This is a genomic window from Escherichia sp. KCJ4928 (genome assembly GCF_004352695.1).
Lineage (GTDB): Bacteria > Pseudomonadota > Gammaproteobacteria > Enterobacterales > Enterobacteriaceae > ECMA0423.
This window is the reverse complement of sequence record NZ_SJWV01000081.1, coordinates 1-17,896: the sequence shown is the minus strand read 5'-3', so window position 1 is coordinate 17,896 and position 17,896 is coordinate 1. Positions and strand designations below refer to the sequence as shown.

The window sequence follows — 17,896 nt, the reverse complement described above, 5'->3', positions numbered from 1 at the left end:
TCTATAGATGGCTCACTATTGTAAAACCATATTTTCTCCATCTGAAGACTATGTTCATTTACCCTCCAGTGACCATGTTGCAGGAAATAGATGATATTCAGGCCTAAATCGTTATCTATTTGCGAAAAGTCATTCAGCATATTAACTTAAACTGTGTTTGATCGATATTTTTTATCAACCTTGCCATGGTGTTGATGACTGTTAACTTTATCTGAATGCTTATCTTGATGGTTTGAAGAGAAGTGCTTAAATATATTGTGAAATACTTTCATAAATAACCTGTAATATTTTTACTTGTTAGTAACAAAATAAACAATACATGTCTGAAAGACATATTTACGATGATACAAAGCAATAATACTTATATGTTCGATGATTTTAAGCACCGAGACTATCCGGTCTTTTACTAAATAATGGAAAACAATCCATCCCTGGAGGATAATTGTAAAAAAACAACAGAATAAGAATTAATCTTAGGATAAATATTTATTTATCATGGCCTTTTGACCGGTAAAAAATGGCACTCGGCACAGTAAAGCCCGCTATAGTTATGCTATGCATTTGTCTTTAATGATATCTCGTCGTTATATTAACAGGCTGAAATTATCATTAATGCACATTTCATTATTAGCAGGGATACCTGAGGAGTTTAAAGTGAACATATATATCGGGTGGCTTTTCAAATTAATCCCTTTGATTATGGGATTAATTTGCATCGCGTTAGGTGGCTTTGTGCTGGAAAGTTCAGGGCAAAGCGAGTATTTCGTCGCGGGTCATGTGCTGATTTCTCTGGCGGCCATATGCCTGGCATTATTCACTACCGCATTTATTATCATTTCGCAGCTCACGCGCGGCGTTAATACGTTTTACAATACATTGTTCCCCATTATTGGCTATGCGGGGTCAATTATCACCATGATATGGGGTTGGGCACTGTTAGCAGGCAATGATGTGATGGCAGACGAGTTTGTCGCCGGCCATGTTATTTTCGGCGTTGGTATGATTGCCGCCTGTGTATCGACGGTGGCAGCGTCATCCGGTCACTTTCTGCTCATTCCCAAAAATGCAGCGGGGAGCAAGAGCGATGGAACGCCGGTACAGGCTTATTCTTCATTAATCGGTAATTGCCTCATTGCCGTTCCCGTTTTACTCACCCTGCTCGGTTTCATTTGGTCTATTACGCTGTTACGTAGTGCTGACATAACTCCGCATTATGTCGCGGGTCACGTATTGCTTGGGTTAACCGCAATCTGTGCCTGTCTAATTGGCCTTGTTGCCACAATTGTCCATCAAACACGTAATACGTTTTCAACTAAAGAACACTGGCTGTGGTGTTATTGGGTTATTTTTCTCGGCTCAATCACGGTACTGCAGGGGATATACGTCTTAGTCAGTTCCGATGCAAGCGCCCGACTGGCTCCCGGCATTATTCTTATTTGCCTCGGAATGATCTGTTACAGCATATTCTCAAAAGTCTGGCTACTGGCACTGGTATGGAGACGTACCTGTTCGTTAGCCAACAGAATACCGATGATTCCCGTCTTCACCTGCCTGTTTTGCCTTTTCCTGGCATCGTTTCTTGCGGAAATGGCGCAGACCGACATGGGATATTTTATTCCTTCGCGGGTTTTGGTCGGTTTAGGAGCGGTATGCTTTACGTTGTTCTCAATCGTTTCAATATTAGAAGCAGGTTCTGCTAAAAAATAATTGCAACGTACCGGATAAAACCAGCGTTGACCATTTGCGTAACGCTGGTTTTTCTTAGGCATCATGAAATAACGCAGCATTAATGCATAGTGGTTAAGGATAAAAAAACAACAAAGTTACTGTTTTTTTCAACCTGTTCATATTTTATAAAGATCTGGCCACTGGGTGAGTTTTCAATCACCTTTCCTTCCATCTTATATTAAGCCTGGAGGGTTTCAGTTCACGGGCTCATTAGAAAATAATCACAAGATAGCCACTATCAAAATTAGCTCATTTTTAATGCGGCTCTAATAATTTTCATCTTTAGGTAACAGGTCAGGACGACTTCGCTGCAATCAAATCCTGCGCACAAGCCCACGCACTCGACCACGCCCACTGGAAGTTATAGCCCCCCAGCCAGCCGGTAACGTCCATCACTTCGCCGATGAAGTACAGCCCAGGCACTTTGCGCGCTTCCATCGTCCGTGAAGAGAGTTCGTTGGTGTCCACGCCGCCGAGCGTCACTTCGGCAGTGCGATAGCCTTCAGTGCCGTTGGGTTGTACGCGCCAGTCGGTCAATGTGCTAATCAGTGCCTGTTGGTCACGCACGTTGAGCTGTTTTAGCGAAACATCCGGGATTTGCCCGAGTTGCTGTAAGCGTTCAACCAACCGCTTCGGTAGATGAACCGCCAGTGTGTTTTTCAGGCTCTGATTCGGATGTGCGTTACGCTGCTCATTCAGGAAGGTTTCGAGATCCACATCCGGTAGCAGATTGATACTGACAAATTCACCCGGTTGCCAGTAGCTGGAAATCTGCAACACCGCCGGTCCAGACAAGCCGCGATGGGTGAAGAGTAAGTTCTCACGGAAAACGATGCCGTTTTCAGCGGTAATCACGGAAGGCACCGCCACGCCCGCCAGCACCTGTAACTCTTCGAGCAACGGTTTATGCAGAGTGAATGGCACCAGACCCGCGCGGGTCGGCAGCACGTTGAGGCCAAATTGTTCGGCAATCTTATAACCAAACGGCGACGCGCCCAGCCCCGGCATTGACAGCCCACCGGTCGCGATGACCAGCTTTTCGCAACCGACAGTCATGCCGTTCAGTTCAAGCGTGAAGCCTGTTTCATCCTTCGCCACACTCAGCACTTCGCTACGCAATCTGAAGGTTACATTGCCCTTCTCGCACTCATCCACCAGCATGTCGACAATCTGCTGCGCGGAGTCATCGCAGAAGAGTTGTCCTAACGTTTTCTCGTGCCAGGCGATGCCGTGTTTATTGACCAGATCAATGAAATCCCACTGGGTAAAACGCGCGAGTGCAGACTTACAAAAATGCGGATTCTGGCTCAGATAAGCGCCTGGTTCGACATAAAGGTTGGTAAAGTTGCAGCGCCCACCGCCAGACATAAGGATTTTGCGCCCTGGTTTTTTACCATTATCGATCAGCAGAACCCGGCGTCCTGCCTGACCTGCCAGCGCAGAACAGAACATACCCGCCGCACCAGCGCCTATAATAATGGCATCAAACCTTTCCACGTTGCGCTCCTCTTAGAAAAAACGGGCGTGAATTGTAAAGATTCCTCAGTGGTCGCACCAGCATCAATATTACTAAAAGGAAGTATTTGCCTGAATTATATAAGATAATTATTTTTTGAGTGAAATCCATACAGGAGGCAAATCAAAAAAAGTCTATATTTCACTTTGCCCGCGCCGCGAAAGTCACTGATAATGCGCCGCGTTCATGTCCTCAAAATGGCGTAACGTCCTATGCTACATTTGTTTGCTGGCCTAGATTTGCATACCGGGCTGTTATTATTGCTTGCACTGGCTTTTGTGCTGTTCTACGAAGCCATCAATGGTTTCCATGACACAGCCAACGCCGTGGCAACCGTTATCTATACCCGCGCGATGCGTTCTCAGCTCGCCGTGGTTATGGCGGCGGTGTTCAACTTTTTGGGTGTTTTGCTGGGTGGTCTGAGTGTTGCCTATGCCATTGTGCATATGCTGCCGACGGATCTGCTGCTTAATATGGGATCGTCTCATGGCCTTGCCATGGTGTTCTCTATGTTGCTGGCGGCGATTATCTGGAACCTGGGTACCTGGTACTTTGGTTTACCTGCATCCAGCTCTCATACGCTGATTGGCGCGATCATCGGGATTGGTTTAACCAATGCGTTGATGACCGGGACGTCAGTGGTGGATGCACTCAATATCCCGAAAGTATTAAGTATTTTCGGTTCTCTGATCGTTTCCCCTATTGTCGGCCTGGTGTTTGCTGGCGGTCTGATTTTCTTGCTGCGTCGCTACTGGAGCGGCACCAAGAAACGCGCCCGTATCCACCTGACCCCAGCGGAGCGTGAAAAGAAAGACGGCAAGAAAAAGCCGCCGTTCTGGACGCGTATCGCGCTGATCCTTTCCGCTATCGGCGTGGCGTTTTCGCACGGCGCGAACGATGGTCAGAAAGGCATTGGTCTGGTTATGTTGGTATTGATTGGCGTCGCGCCAGCAGGCTTCGTGGTGAACATGAATGCCACTGGCTACGAAATCACCCGTACCCGTGATGCCATCAACAACGTCGAAGCTTACTTTGAGCAGCATCCTGCGCTGCTCAAACAGGCTACCGGTGCTGATCAGTTAGTACCGGCTCCGGAAGCTGGCGCAACGCAACCTGCGGAGTTCCACTGCCATCCGTCGAATACCATTAACGCGCTCAACCGCCTGAAAGGTATGTTGACCACCGATGTGGAAAGCTACGACAAGCTGTCGCTTGATCAACGTAGCCAGATGCGCCGCATTATGCTGTGCGTTTCTGACACTATCGACAAAGTGGTGAAGATGCCTGGCGTGAGTGCTGACGATCAGCGCCTGTTGAAGAAACTGAAGTCCGACATGCTTAGCACCATCGAGTATGCACCGGTGTGGATCATCATGGCGGTCGCGCTGGCGTTAGGTATCGGTACGATGATTGGCTGGCGCCGTGTGGCAACGACTATCGGTGAGAAAATCGGTAAGAAAGGCATGACCTACGCTCAGGGGATGTCTGCCCAGATGACGGCGGCAGTGTCTATCGGCCTGGCGAGTTATACCGGGATGCCGGTTTCCACTACTCACGTACTCTCCTCTTCTGTCGCGGGGACGATGGTGGTAGATGGTGGCGGCTTACAGCGTAAAACCGTGACCAGCATTCTGATGGCCTGGGTGTTTACCCTTCCGGCTGCGGTACTGCTTTCCGGCGGGCTGTACTGGCTCTCCTTGCAGTTCCTGTAATCGTACACACCAAAACGAGCGGGTCAGTTTACTGGCCCGCTTTTTTTATGCGTTATTATTGCTGAAGTGCTTAATGCCAAATCATCAATGCAATCAGGCTGACCACCACCAGACCACACAATGCGCTGGTCAGAATAAACTGCCGACGCACCCGCTCACAGCGGCGAATAAATTCATCATCGTGATGATCGCGATAACGTTGGGCATAGATATACCAAACGAGACGCACCTGTTTGTTGGGTTGGCCATGTGAGGTAAAAAAGCCCCCTCCATCAACATATTGATAGAGCAATGGATCGCAGTTACGCAGTACCACTAACAACGCGCGTAGTGATGAGAAATAGCGCGCCATGTTAACAATGCAAACGACACATAAAGCCCAAAATAATGCGACGGTGCTTATCATACCTCCTCCCCGGCGACCTGCCCGCGGAGTTCCACCCCGGGGCTACCGCTCCCGATACGCTGCCAATCAGTTAACACCAGGTCCTGGAGAAACCGCTTTTGTGGTGACCAACATCCGAGCGGCTCTATAGATAGTGTAGGAGATCAGGTTGTTTTTTTTCCAGAAGGTTAACCACTATCAATATATTCATGTCGAAAATTTGTTTATCTAACGGGTAAGCAAGGCGGATTGACGGATCATCCGGGTCGCTATAAGGTAAGGATGGTCTTAACACTGAATCTTTACGGCTGGGTTAGCCCCGCGCACGTAGTTCGCAGGACGCGGGTGACGTAACGGCACAAGAAACGCTAGCTGGCCAGTCATCGACAACTTTATGGAAGGAGTAACACTATGGCTTATAAACACATTCTCATCGCAGTCGATCTCTCCCCGGAAAGCAAAGTTCTGGTAGAGAAAGCAGTCTCTATGGCTCGCCCCTACAATGCGAAAGTTTCTCTGATCCACGTAGATGTAAACTACTCTGACCTATACACCGGGCTTATTGATGTGAATCTGGGTGATATGCAGAAACGCATCTCTGAAGAGACACATCATGCGCTGACCGAGCTTTCCACTAATGCAGGCTACCCAATCACTGAAACCCTGAGCGGCAGCGGCGACCTGGGCCAGGTTCTGGTCGATGCAATCAAGAAATACGATATGGATCTGGTGGTTTGTGGTCACCACCAGGACTTCTGGAGCAAACTGATGTCTTCCGCACGTCAGCTGATCAACACCGTTCACGTTGATATGCTGATTGTTCCGCTGCGCGACGAAGAAGAATAATCATCCCTCCACGACGTGTTCCTGAACGCCCGCATATGCGGGCGTTTTGCTTTTTGGCGCGCCTTGTTACCTGATGCAGCGTAAACCCCTTATCTGGCCTACGATCTGCGTACGCAATCAAAATCTCCTGCCAATACAACATTTAACACCATCATATTTTCCATCATTAGTGTGATCAGCTGGTTATTTTCTTTTGTAATAGTGTATTAATCTATTCACCGCATCAATATTAAGAATCTCTGACAGATGTAAACTTTTTCGCGCGTTATCCCTTACGCGTTCATACTTTTCAGGATGGTATTGGAAGGTTAATAAATATGAATACAACAACACCCATGGGGATGCTGCAGCAACCTCGCCCATTTTTCATGATCTTTTTTGTCGAGTTATGGGAGCGATTCGGCTACTACGGCGTGCAGGGCGTACTGGCGGTTTTCTTCGTTAAACAGCTTGGATTCTCGCAAGAGCAGGCTTTTGTCACTTTTGGTGCTTTTGCTGCGCTGGTCTATGGCCTCATTTCCATTGGCGGCTATGTCGGCGACCACCTGCTGGGGACCAAACGCACCATTGTTCTCGGAGCACTTGTGCTGGCGATTGGCTACTTCATGACCGGCATGTCGCTACTTAAGCCTGACCTGATTTTCATCGCCCTGGGGACTATCGCTGTCGGTAACGGCCTGTTTAAAGCTAACCCAGCCAGCTTGCTTTCGAAGTGCTATCCGCCGAAAGATCCGCGGCTTGATGGCGCATTCACCCTGTTCTATATGTCGATCAATATCGGCTCGTTGATAGCGTTATCGCTGGCCCCTGTGATCGCTGATAGATTCGGTTATTCAGTCACCTACAACCTGTGCGGGGCGGGGTTAATTATCGCATTACTGGTTTACATCGCCTGTCGTGGAATGGTGAAAGACATTGGTTCTGAACCCGACTTCAAGCCGATGAGCTTCAGCAAACTGTTGTACGTATTACTTGGCAGCGTGGTGATGATCTTCGTCTGTGCATGGCTGATGCACAACGTAGAAGTCGCCAATCTGGTGCTGATTGTTCTCTCCATCGTCGTCACCATCATCTTCTTTCGTCAGGCATTCAAGCTGGATAAAACCGGGCGCAATAAAATGTTTGTCGCCTTTGTCCTGATGCTCGAAGCGGTGGTGTTTTACATTCTCTACGCCCAGATGCCAACGTCGCTGAACTTCTTTGCCATCAACAACGTGCATCATGAAATTCTCGGCTTTTCCATCAACCCGGTCAGCTTCCAGGCGCTTAACCCGTTCTGGGTAGTACTCGCCAGCCCAATACTGGCAGGCATTTACACGCATCTGGGTAACAAAGGCAAAGACCTCTCGATGCCGATGAAATTTACTCTCGGCATGTTTATGTGCTCACTGGGCTTTTTGACGGCGGCAGCTGCGGGAATGTGGTTTGCGGATGCCCAGGGGCTGACATCGCCATGGTTTATCGTGCTGGTGTATTTATTCCAGAGCCTGGGTGAATTGTTTATTAGCGCCCTTGGCCTGGCGATGATTGCTGCCCTGGTGCCGCAGCATTTGATGGGCTTTATTCTTGGGATGTGGTTCCTGACGCAGGCTGCCGCGTTCTTGCTGGGCGGCTATGTGGCAACATTTACCGCGGTGCCGGACAACATTACCGATCCGCTTGAGACGTTGCCCGTCTATACCAACGTGTTTGGTAAGATTGGTCTGGTCACGCTGGGCGTTGCAGTAGTGATGCTGTTGATGGTGCCGTGGCTGAAACGCATGATTGCGACGCCGGAAAGCCATTAATTATTCTTGCAGAAAGCAGGGTAGCGTTATCGCTACCCTGCTTTACTTTTACACGGGCGTACCTGCATAGATATCAAAGCGATGCCCTTTAGTCACAACCGCGTTTGGCGTGGCGACATTCGCTAGCGGTGGCGCGTAGTCCGGGCGCTTTACTACCACGCGTTTGGTCGCCAGCAAGCGTGCAGGCTCCAGCAATCCATCGGCATCAAGATCCGGCCCCACCAGCGACTGAAAGACACGCATCTCTTTTTTCACCAGCGCGCTTTTCTGCTTATGCGGGAACATCGGGTCGAGATAGACCACCTGCGGGCGTGGGGTAATATCGGTTAGCGCCGTCAGGCTGGAGGCGTGAATTAACTGCAAACGCTCCTGCAACCAGCCGCCGATTTCCGCATCCGCATAACCACGCGCCAGGCCGTCGTCGAGCAATGCGGCAACGACTGGATTACGCTCCAGCATCCGCACGCGGCAACCGACTGAAGCCAGCACAAAGGCATCGCGCCCCAGCCCTGCGGTGGCGTCCACCACATCCGGCAAATAATCGCCTTTAATGCCCACCGCTTTCGCCACCGCCTCACCGCGACCACCGCCGAATTTGCGTCGGTGCGCCATCGCTCCGCCAACAAAATCAACAAATATGCCGCCAAGTTTTGGCTCATCACGCTTGCGCAATTCCAGATGTTCCGGCGTTAACACCAGCGCCATCAGGTTGTCTTCATCGTGCTCCAGCCCCCAGCGGGCCGCCAGAACAGATAAGGCGCCGTCTCCGGCGCCTGTTTCATCAATTAAGCAGATTTTCACTGAATGATCAGCCCTTAATGCCGTAATGCTCCAGCATCGCATCCAGCTGCGGTTCACGACCACGGAAGCGTTTGAACAGATCCATCGGCTCTTCTGAACCGCCACGGCTCAGAATGTTGTCGAGGAACGACTGCCCGGTTTCACGGTTGAAAATGCCCTCTTCCTCAAAGCGCGAGAAAGCATCTGCCGCCAGTACGTCAGCCCACAGGTAGCTGTAGTAACCTGCCGCATAACCACCGGCGAAAATATGGCTGAAAGCGTGCGGGAAACGGCCCCAGGACGGAGATGGCACCACGGCAACCAGTTTCTTGATTTCTGCCAGAGTTTCGAGGATTTTTGCCCCCTGATCCGGGCGGAACTCGGCATGAAGGCGGAAATCAAACAGGCCGAACTCCAGCTGACGCAGAATAAACAGCGCCGCCTGGTAGTTCTTCGCCGCCAGCATTTTATCCAGCAACTCTTTCGGCAGCGGTTCGCCGGTTTCATAGTGACCGGAGATAAACGCCAGCGCCTCCGGCTCCCAGCACCAGTTTTCCATAAACTGACTCGGCAGTTCGACCGCATCCCACGGCACACCGCTGATACCGGAAACACCAGCGGTTTCGATGCGGGTCAGCATATGGTGCAGGCCGTGACCGAACTCGTGGAACAGGGTGATCACTTCGTCGTGAGTGAACAGCGCCGGTTTACCATTTACCGGGCGGTTGAAGTTACAAGTCAAATACGCGACCGGTTTTTGCAGCGAACCATCAGCTTTACGCATCTGGCCTACGCAGTCATCCATCCACGCCCCGCCGCGCTTGTTTTCACGGGCATACAGATCGAGGTAGAAGCTGCCGCGCAGTTCGTTATTTTCGTCATACAGTTCGAAGAAACGTACATCCGGATGCCAGACATCAACATCTTTACGCTCTTTAGCGGTGATGCCGTAAATACGTTTCACCACTTCAAACAGGCCGTTAACCGCTTTGTTTTCTGGGAAGTACGGACGCAGCTGCTCGTCGCTGATGCTGTAGAGGTGCTGTTTTTGTTTTTCGCTGTAGTACGCGATATCCCACGGCTGCAACTCATCGACGCCAAATTCCGCTTTGGCGAAGGCGCGCAGTTGTGCCAGCTCTTTTTCGCCTTGCGGACGCGCGCGTTTTGCCAGATCGGTTAAGAAATCCAGCACCTGCTGCGGGTTTTCTGCCATTTTAGTGGCAAGGGATTTAAAGGCGTAGTTTTCAAAGCCCAGCAGTTGCGCCAGTTCGTGACGCAGAGCGAGGATCTCTTCCATCACCTTGCTGTTATCCCATTTACCGGCGTTCGGGCCTTGATCGGAGGCGCGGGTGCTGTAAGCGCGATACATCTCTTCACGCAAGGCCTGGTTGTCGCAGTAGGTCATTACCGGCAGGTAGCTTGGGATATCCAGCGTCAGCAGGTAGCCTTCCAGCTCTTTCGCTTCGGCCTGGGCTTTTGCCGCAGCCAGCGCGCTTTCAGGCATCCCCGCCAGCTCCGCTTCGTCGGTAACGAGTTTGGTCCAGCCCATCGTCGCATCGAGGACGTTGTTGCTGTACTGGTTGCCCAGCTCGGAAAGACGAGTGGCAATCTCACCGTAGCGTTGTTGTTTCTCTATTGGCAGACCGATGCCAGAGAGTTCGAAGTCGCGCAGTGCGTTATCAACCGCTTTTTTCTGAGCCGTGTTCAGCGTGGCGTAATGATCGCCATCGCGCAGGTCGCGATACGCTTTATACAGCCCTTCATGTTGCCCTACCCAGGTGCTGTATTCCGACAGCAGCGGCAGGGTTTGTTCGTACGCTTCACGCAGTTCCGGGCTATTTTTCACCGAGTTCAGGTGGCTGACCGGGGAGAAGATACGCCCCAGCACATCGTCCACTTCCGCCAACGGCTGGCAGAGATTTTCCCAGGTGTACGGTGCTCCTTGCGCTACTACGCGCTCCACATTTTCGCGGCAGTCGTTCAGCGCCTTAGTCACGGCTGGAACGACATGTTCCGGGAGAATTTTAGAAAACGGAGGCAATTCAAAGGGAGTCAGTAACGGATTCGTCATTCGCGCAGTCCTGGTTAAAGAGGTTAAGGAAGCGCTCAACAGGCGCTTTACATAATGTGTGTAGCATGGGGTTAAGTGTAGTGAATTTCAATGAGAAACGTTACGCTTTCGCGGCGGCGGCCTCTTTTCGGTATACTGTCCTGATACGCTTTTGTGCGCCCCGAATACGGGCCGATTTTTACTTACCGGAACACCTTTACCCATGCTCAGTTATCGCCACAGCTTTCACGCTGGCAACCACGCCGACGTCCTTAAACATACCGTTCAGAGCCTGATCATCGAGTCGCTGAAAGAGAAAGATAAACCGTTTCTCTATCTCGACACCCACGCAGGGGCCGGGCGTTATCAGTTAGGCAGCGAACATGCCGAGCGTACCGGCGAATATCTCGAAGGCATCGCCCGTATCTGGCAGCAGGACGATTTGCCCGCAGAACTGGAGGCGTACATCAATGTGGTAAAACACTTCAACCGTAGCGGTCAGTTGCGTTACTACCCCGGTTCGCCATTGATTGCTCGCCAGCTACTGCGCGAACAAGACAGCCTGCAACTGACCGAACTGCACCCGAGCGATTACCCGTTGCTGCGTTCTGAATTTCAGAAAGACAGCCGTGCGCGCGTCGAAAAAGCCGATGGTTTCCAGCAGCTTAAGGCCAAACTGCCGCCGGTTTCCCGCCGTGGTTTAATCCTTATCGACCCGCCGTATGAAATGAAAACCGACTATCAGGCGGTGGTCAGCGGGATAGCAGAAGGTTACAAACGTTTCGCCACTGGTACTTACGCACTGTGGTATCCGGTGGTGCTGCGTCAGCAAATTAAGCGCATGATCCACGATCTGGAAGCGACCGGTATTCGCAAAATTCTGCAAATTGAACTGGCGGTACTGCCAGACAGCGATCGCCGTGGCATGACCGCTTCCGGCATGATTGTGATTAACCCGCCGTGGAAACTGGAACAGCAGATGAATAACGTGCTGCCGTGGCTGCACAGCAAACTGGTTCCGGCAGGCACCGGGCACGCCACCGTAAGCTGGATCGTGCCGGAGTAATTGCAGCCATTGCTGGCACCTATTACGTCTCGCGCTACAATCGCGGTAATCAACGATAAGGACACTTTGTCATGACTAAACACTATGATTACATCGCCATCGGCGGCGGCAGCGGCGGTATCGCCTCCATCAACCGCGCGGCTATGTACGGCCAGAAATGTGCGCTGATTGAAGCCAAAGAGCTGGGCGGCACCTGCGTAAATGTTGGCTGTGTGCCGAAAAAAGTGATGTGGCACGCGGCGCAAATCCGTGAAGCGATCCATATGTACGGCCCGGATTATGGTTTTGATACCACTATCAATAAATTCAACTGGGAAACGTTGATCGCCAGCCGTACCGCCTATATCGACCGTATTCATACTTCCTATGAAAACGTGCTCGGTAAAAATAACGTTGATGTAATCAAAGGCTTTGCCCGCTTCGTTGATGCCAAAACGCTGGAGGTAAACGGCGAAACCATCACGGCCGATCATATTCTGATCGCCACAGGCGGTCGTCCGAGCCACCCGGATATTCCGGGCGTGGAATACGGTATTGATTCTGATGGCTTCTTCGCCCTTCCTGCTTTGCCAGAGCGCGTGGCGGTTGTTGGCGCGGGTTACATCGCCGTTGAGCTGGCGGGCGTGATTAACGGCCTCGGCGCGAAAACGCATCTGTTTGTGCGTAAACATGCGCCGCTGCGCAGCTTCGACCCGATGATTTCCGAAACGCTGGTCGAAGTGATGAACGCCGAAGGCCCGCAGCTGCACACCAACGCCATCCCGAAAGCGGTAGTGAAAAATGCCGATGGTAGCCTGACGCTGGAGCTGGAAGATGGTCGCAGTGAAACGGTGGATTGCCTGATTTGGGCGATTGGTCGCGAGCCTGCCAATGACAACATCAACCTGGAAGCCGCTGGCGTTAAAACTAACGAAAAAGGCTATATCGTCGTCGATAAATATCAAAACACCAATATTGAAGGTATTTACGCGGTGGGCGATAACACGGGTGCAGTGGAGCTGACACCGGTGGCAGTTGCAGCGGGTCGCCGTCTCTCTGAACGCCTGTTTAATAACAAGCCGGATGAGCATCTGGATTACAGCAACATTCCGACCGTGGTCTTCAGCCATCCGCCGATTGGTACTGTTGGTTTAACGGAACCGCAGGCGCGCGAGCAGTATGGCGACGATCAGGTGAAAGTGTATAAATCCTCTTTCACCGCGATGTATACCGCCGTCACCACTCACCGCCAGCCGTGCCGCATGAAGCTGGTGTGCGTTGGATCGGAAGAGAAGATTGTCGGTATTCACGGCATTGGCTTTGGTATGGACGAAATGTTGCAGGGCTTCGCGGTGGCGCTGAAGATGGGTGCAACCAAAAAAGACTTCGACAATACCGTCGCCATTCACCCAACGGCGGCAGAAGAGTTCGTGACAATGCGTTAAATGTTAAAGGGCTAAGAGTAGTGTGCTCTTAGCCCTTAATTACGTTTCCGCTATCAGTTCAGAAGCTGAAGCAGAAAGCGGATCAGTTCCAGCAGCGCAATTAACGCCCCAAGAACGATGATTGCTTTATCAATCACCCGTTTTCTCCATGCGATGGAGTGAGAATGCATCCGCTTACTCATCCACTGCCTGTCACGGCGCATGCCCTATTGTTAGATAATGGCATTCTCACTCCGGCCAGAGCATCAGTTAACGGCACCACCCGTACTTCTGACCAGGACTTTGAAAGCGTTTATGCGCATTACCAGAGTGAAAATGCCTCAGAGCTAACTGGATAATCATACAGTACATTCAGGTTATAAAACCAGCATGTCCTTGCAATAGTTTCAGTATGGTATTAGCATTGATGCGTTAGATAATGGCATTCTCACTCCAGCCAGAGCCACCAACTCAGGGCTGGAAAGTAAAAAACCGACGCAAAGTCGGTTTTTTTACGTCCTGATTCAGACCTCCTTTCAAATGAATAGCCAACTCAAAATTCACACCTATTACCTTCCTCTGCACTTACACATTCGTTAAGTCATATATGTTTTTGACTTATCCGCTTCGAAGAGAGACACTACCTGCAACAATCAGGAGCGCAATATGTCATTTCTTTTACCCATCCAATTGTTCAAAATTCTTGCTGATGAAACCCGTCTGGGCATCGTTTTACTGCTCAGCGAACTGGGAGAGTTATGCGTCTGCGATCTCTGCACTGCTCTCGACCAGTCGCAGCCCAAGATCTCCCGCCACCTGGCATTGCTGCGTGAAAGCGGGCTATTGCTGGACCGCAAGCAAGGTAAGTGGGTTCATTACCGCTTATCACCGCATATTCCAGCATGGGCGGCGAAAATTATTGATGAGGCCTGGCGATGTGAACAGGAAAAGGTTCAGGCGATTGTCCGCAACCTGGCTCGACAAAACTGTTCCGGGGACAGTAAGAACATTTGCAGTTAAAAATTTAGCTAAACACATATGAATTTTCAGATGTGTTTTATCCGGGAGGCATTATGTTACTGGCAGGCGCTATCTTTGTCCTGACCATCGTATTGGTTATCTGGCAGCCGAAAGGTTTAGGCATCGGCTGGAGTGCAACGCTCGGCGCAGTACTGGCGTTAGTTACGGGCGTGGTCCATCCGGGTGATATTCCGGTGGTGTGGAATATCGTCTGGAACGCGACGGCTGCGTTTATCGCCGTCATTATCATCAGCCTGCTGCTGGATGAGTCCGGCTTTTTTGAATGGGCGGCGCTGCACGTCTCACGCTGGGGTAATGGTCGTGGTCGCTTGCTGTTTACCTGGATTGTCCTGCTCGGTGCTGCCGTTGCCGCCCTGTTTGCCAATGATGGCGCGGCGCTTATTTTGACACCGATTGTCATCGCCATGCTGCTGGCTTTAGGGTTCAGTAAAGGCACTACGCTGGCGTTCGTGATGGCGGCCGGATTCATTGCCGATACCGCCAGCCTGCCGCTTATTGTCTCCAACCTGGTGAATATCGTTTCCGCTGATTTCTTTGGCCTCGGCTTTCGCGAATACGCCTCGGTGATGGTGCCGGTGGATATCGCCGCGATTGTTGCCACGCTGGTGATGTTACATCTCTATTTTCGCAAAGATATTCCGCAGAACTACGATATGGCGCTGCTGAAATCTCCCGCAGAAGCGATCAAAGATCCTGCTACGTTCAAAACTGGCTGGGTTGTTTTACTGCTTCTGCTGGTGGGATTTTTCGTCCTGGAACCGCTCGGCATTCCGGTGAGCGCCATTGCAGCTGTGGGCGCGCTGATATTATTTGTCGTCGCTAAACGCGGTCATGCGATTAATACGGGTAAAGTCCTGCGCGGTGCCCCCTGGCAGATTGTCATCTTCTCGCTCGGCATGTATCTGGTGGTTTATGGCCTGCGCAATGCCGGATTAACGGAATATCTTTCTGGCGTACTCAACGTGCTGGCGGATAACGGCCTGTGGGCCGCGACGCTCGGCACCGGATTCCTCACCGCCTTCCTCTCTTCTATTATGAACAATATGCCGACGGTACTGGTTGGCGCGTTGTCCATTGATGGCAGCACGGCATCTGGCGTTATCAAAGAAGCGATGGTTTATGCCAATGTGATTGGCTGCGATTTGGGACCGAAAATTACCCCAATTGGTAGCCTGGCTACGCTACTCTGGCTGCACGTACTTTCGCAGAAGAATATGACTATCAGCTGGGGATATTACTTCCGTACAGGGATTATCATGACCCTGCCGGTGCTTTTTGTGACGCTGGCTGCGCTGGCGCTACGTCTCTCTTTCACTTTGTAATGAGATATTGATATGAGCAACATTACCATTTATCACAACCCGGCCTGCGGTACGTCGCGTAATACGCTGGAGATGATCCTCAACAGCGGTACAGAACCGACCATTATCTATTATCTGGAAACACCGCCAACGCGCGATGAGCTGGTCAAACTCATTGCCGATATGGGGATTTCCGTACGCGCGCTGTTGCGTAAAAACGTCGAGCCGTATGAGGAACTGGGCCTTGCAGAAGATAAATTTACTGACGATCGGTTAATCGACTTTATGCTTCAGCACCCGATTCTGATTAATCGCCCGATTGTGGTGACGCCGCTGGGAACTCGCCTGTGCCGCCCTTCAGAAGTGGTGCTGGAAATTCTGCCAGATGCGCAAAAAGGCGCATTCTCCAAGGAAGATGGCGAGAAAGTGGTTGATGAAGCGGGTAAGCGGTTGAAATAAAGCGGCGATATCCACTGCCCATAGTTGGTAAAGTGCGCTTTGTTTATGTCGGATGCGACGCTAACGCGTCTTATCCGACCTACAAAACCGTGCATGGCATGAAATCTGTAGCGCGTAGCGCATCAGGCAATTTTGCTATTTACGCAGCACTCCTCGCGTAAGAATTCAATTATCGCTTCCAGCATTGCGTATTGCGAAACACACATCAGCGTCCGACTCTCACGGTTTTGTTTAACCAGCCCTACCGATACCAGTGCTGAAATATGGTGACTGAGTGTAGAGCCGGGTATCCCAAGCTGCTTTTGCAACTCACCGACCGGCAAACCTTGCTCCCCCGCTTTGACCAGGTGTTTGAATATGAACAAACGGGTCGGGTGACCTAGCTCTTTCAGCGCTTTAGCAACTTCTTCCAACTGCATATGACACCCCCTTTGTCTGGTTGATATTTCGATAATACCAGAAATATCTTGATCTGAATTTCATTTCGATTATTCTGGAAATATAGATTTATCCAATGAGGTTACGTATGAGTAGTTGGCTTGCGATGCTGCAAGATGCCGCAGAGATGTTTGTGTTTCTCGCCGTCGAGCTTTCGTTGCTGTTTATAGTGATTAGTGCCGGTGTCAGCCTGATAAGACAAAAGGTGCCAGACCATAAAATCCAGCAGATGATGGGGGCCAGAAAAGGGAGAGGCTATCTCCTGGCTGCTCTGTTGGGAGCCGTTACCCCGTTCTGTAGTTGCTCGACAATACCCATGTTACGTGGATTGTTGTCAGCGAAAGCCGGGTTTGGTCCGACTCTCACTTTTTTATTTGTTTCACCATTACTTAATCCCATTATCGTCGGACTAATGTGGATGACCTTTGGTTGGAAAGTCACCTTGTTGTACGCGATTATCGCCGCCGGCGTCTCCGTTCTTGCCAGTATTATCCTGGATTCTCTGGGGTTTGAACGTCATATCATTGCCAGTAAAAGCTCATCAGCAAATTGTTGTGCTCTAGCAAAAACTTCGCCGGGAACGACATATACGCCCATAAAAGTGAGTTGTTGTAGTCCAGCGGCTAAAGCCATTGAGAACCCCGTAGTTACCTGTTGCAGTACCAAAGCTGTAGTAAGTATTAATCCCATAAAACTAGCCACCAAAGATGCGTTGCAACAGTTTAAAGATGTACTGCCATATCTTTTGTTAGGAGTATTAATAGGATCTTTTATTTATGGCTTTATTCCCTCAGCGTGGATTGCCGCTCATGCAGGAGCAGATAATCCCTTCGCCATCCCATTAAGCGCCGTTGTCGGTATTCCGCTGTATATCCGGGCTGAGGCAGTTATCCCTCTGGCATCTGTTCTGATGACAAAAGGAATGGGTCTGGGAGCATTAATGGCATTAATCATCGGCAGTGCCGGCGCAAGCCTGACGGAAGTGATATTACTTAAATCAATGTTCAGAATGCCGATGATAGCTGCATTCCTGACGGTTATATTAGGTATGGCTATCTTGATGGGCTATTTGACTCAATTGCTATTTTAAATAGATGCCAGCAGTAAACTATAAGATGCATAGTTAGTGCCATATCCTTCTAAATAGAAAATCATAGACAGGATAATCCTTAAAAATCACAAATGATTTAACTAATGCATTGAGAATGATGACGGCTCGGTCAACAAGTCATCAACAGACAATAACCACGTAATCATGCTTCTCTGACATTTTATCGGAGAAGCAATGACTCTTTGTCTCAGTACCCTCCTCCTTTTTAAAAGGCAGATTTCAGTCGCTAATACAACACATTTTTAAATACACTTTAACCTGGTTCATTATTAC

The 17,896-nt window shown here is 50.3% G+C and carries 17 protein-coding genes and 1 pseudogene; 10 read left to right on the top strand and 8 right to left on the bottom strand.

Going from position 1 to position 17,896, the window contains the following annotated elements; genetic code table 11:
* Window positions 1-272 (bottom strand): annotated as a pseudogene (locus E0D98_RS13390) (hypothetical protein); the annotation flags it as partial.
* 382 nt (window positions 273-654) lie between these two features.
* Here E0D98_RS13390 and E0D98_RS13385 point away from each other — a divergent pair.
* Window positions 655-1,707 (top strand): DUF2776 domain-containing protein, encoded by a 1,053-nt coding sequence (locus tag E0D98_RS13385; protein ID WP_001028905.1) that lies wholly within the window; start codon window positions 655-657, stop codon window positions 1,705-1,707.
* A 315-nt stretch (window positions 1,708-2,022) separates the two neighbouring features.
* Here E0D98_RS13385 and E0D98_RS13380 read toward each other — a convergent pair whose 3' ends face one another.
* On the bottom strand, window positions 2,023-3,225 hold the full coding sequence (locus tag E0D98_RS13380) for an NAD(P)/FAD-dependent oxidoreductase (RefSeq protein ID WP_000439180.1): 1,203 nt from the start codon (window positions 3,223-3,225) through the stop codon (window positions 2,023-2,025).
* Between the two features lie 231 nt (window positions 3,226-3,456).
* On the opposite strand from E0D98_RS13380, the gene pitA reads away from it, so the two are divergent.
* Complete coding sequence (gene pitA / locus E0D98_RS13375; protein ID WP_000902780.1) at window positions 3,457-4,956, top strand: inorganic phosphate transporter PitA; 1,500 nt, start codon at window positions 3,457-3,459, stop codon at window positions 4,954-4,956.
* A 70-nt stretch (window positions 4,957-5,026) separates the two neighbouring features.
* Here pitA and uspB read toward each other — a convergent pair whose 3' ends face one another.
* Complete coding sequence (gene uspB / locus E0D98_RS13370; protein WP_000626187.1) at window positions 5,027-5,362, bottom strand: universal stress protein UspB; 336 nt, start codon at window positions 5,360-5,362, stop codon at window positions 5,027-5,029.
* Between the two features lie 390 nt (window positions 5,363-5,752).
* Between uspB and uspA the strand changes: the two genes are divergently transcribed.
* A complete protein-coding gene (gene uspA / locus E0D98_RS13365; protein WP_000323571.1) occupies window positions 5,753-6,187 on the top strand; it encodes a universal stress protein UspA in 435 nt (144 codons plus the stop codon).
* A gap of 98 nt (window positions 6,188-6,285) precedes the next feature.
* On the opposite strand, the gene E0D98_RS27930 is transcribed toward uspA, so the two are convergent.
* Entirely contained in the window at window positions 6,286-6,339 is a 54-nt protein-coding gene (locus E0D98_RS27930; protein ID WP_212591402.1) for a hypothetical protein, read from the bottom strand.
* A 165-nt stretch (window positions 6,340-6,504) separates the two neighbouring features.
* Between E0D98_RS27930 and dtpB the strand changes: the two genes are divergently transcribed.
* Entirely contained in the window at window positions 6,505-7,974 is a 1,470-nt protein-coding gene (gene dtpB, locus E0D98_RS13355) for a dipeptide/tripeptide permease DtpB (protein ID WP_001098647.1), read from the top strand.
* Window positions 7,975-8,022: 48 nt separating this feature from the next.
* Here the strand turns inward: dtpB and rsmJ are convergent, their stop codons facing one another.
* Entirely contained in the window at window positions 8,023-8,775 is a 753-nt protein-coding gene (gene rsmJ, locus E0D98_RS13350; protein WP_000686608.1) for a 16S rRNA (guanine(1516)-N(2))-methyltransferase RsmJ, read from the bottom strand.
* Between the two features lie 7 nt (window positions 8,776-8,782).
* Window positions 8,783-10,825 carry an oligopeptidase A gene (prlC, locus tag E0D98_RS13345; protein ID WP_001295214.1) on the bottom strand — a complete coding sequence of 681 codons (2,043 nt, stop codon included), beginning with the start codon at window positions 10,823-10,825 and terminating at the stop codon, window positions 8,783-8,785.
* 202 nt (window positions 10,826-11,027) lie between these two features.
* On the opposite strand from prlC, the gene rlmJ reads away from it, so the two are divergent.
* Both rlmJ and gorA read left to right on the top strand, forming a co-directional pair.
* Complete coding sequence (gene rlmJ / locus E0D98_RS13340) at window positions 11,028-11,870, top strand: 23S rRNA (adenine(2030)-N(6))-methyltransferase (protein WP_000954225.1); 843 nt, start codon at window positions 11,028-11,030, stop codon at window positions 11,868-11,870.
* Window positions 11,871-11,941: 71 nt separating this feature from the next.
* Window positions 11,942-13,294 carry a glutathione-disulfide reductase gene (gorA, locus tag E0D98_RS13335; RefSeq protein WP_000160808.1) on the top strand — a complete coding sequence of 451 codons (1,353 nt, stop codon included), beginning with the start codon at window positions 11,942-11,944 and terminating at the stop codon, window positions 13,292-13,294.
* Between the two features lie 53 nt (window positions 13,295-13,347).
* Here the strand turns inward: gorA and dinQ are convergent, their stop codons facing one another.
* Window positions 13,348-13,431 (bottom strand): damage-inducible type I toxin DinQ, encoded by an 84-nt coding sequence (dinQ, locus tag E0D98_RS13330; protein WP_001295215.1) that lies wholly within the window; start codon window positions 13,429-13,431, stop codon window positions 13,348-13,350.
* A gap of 508 nt (window positions 13,432-13,939) precedes the next feature.
* Here dinQ and arsR point away from each other — a divergent pair.
* From arsR to arsC, 3 genes are read left to right on the top strand one after another with little or no spacing between them, the layout of a single operon-like run.
* The gene (arsR, locus tag E0D98_RS13325; RefSeq protein WP_000008957.1) at window positions 13,940-14,293 is read left to right on the top strand and encodes an As(III)-sensing metalloregulatory transcriptional repressor ArsR; all 354 of its coding nucleotides are present in this window, start codon (window positions 13,940-13,942) and stop codon (window positions 14,291-14,293) included.
* 53 nt (window positions 14,294-14,346) lie between these two features.
* Window positions 14,347-15,636, top strand: a complete 1,290-nt coding sequence (gene arsB, locus E0D98_RS13320) for an arsenite/antimonite:H(+) antiporter ArsB (RefSeq protein ID WP_000922639.1) — start codon at window positions 14,347-14,349, stop codon at window positions 15,634-15,636.
* Between the two features lie 12 nt (window positions 15,637-15,648).
* A complete protein-coding gene (arsC, locus tag E0D98_RS13315) occupies window positions 15,649-16,074 on the top strand; it encodes a glutaredoxin-dependent arsenate reductase (RefSeq protein ID WP_000065756.1) in 426 nt (141 codons plus the stop codon).
* 122 nt (window positions 16,075-16,196) lie between these two features.
* Here the strand turns inward: arsC and E0D98_RS13310 are convergent, their stop codons facing one another.
* Window positions 16,197-16,493, bottom strand: a complete 297-nt coding sequence (locus E0D98_RS13310; protein WP_001175589.1) for a metalloregulator ArsR/SmtB family transcription factor — start codon at window positions 16,491-16,493, stop codon at window positions 16,197-16,199.
* A 107-nt stretch (window positions 16,494-16,600) separates the two neighbouring features.
* Between E0D98_RS13310 and E0D98_RS13305 the strand changes: the two genes are divergently transcribed.
* On the top strand, window positions 16,601-17,602 hold the full coding sequence (locus tag E0D98_RS13305; RefSeq protein ID WP_000100270.1) for a permease: 1,002 nt from the start codon (window positions 16,601-16,603) through the stop codon (window positions 17,600-17,602).
* Window positions 17,603-17,896 lie beyond the last annotated feature (294 nt).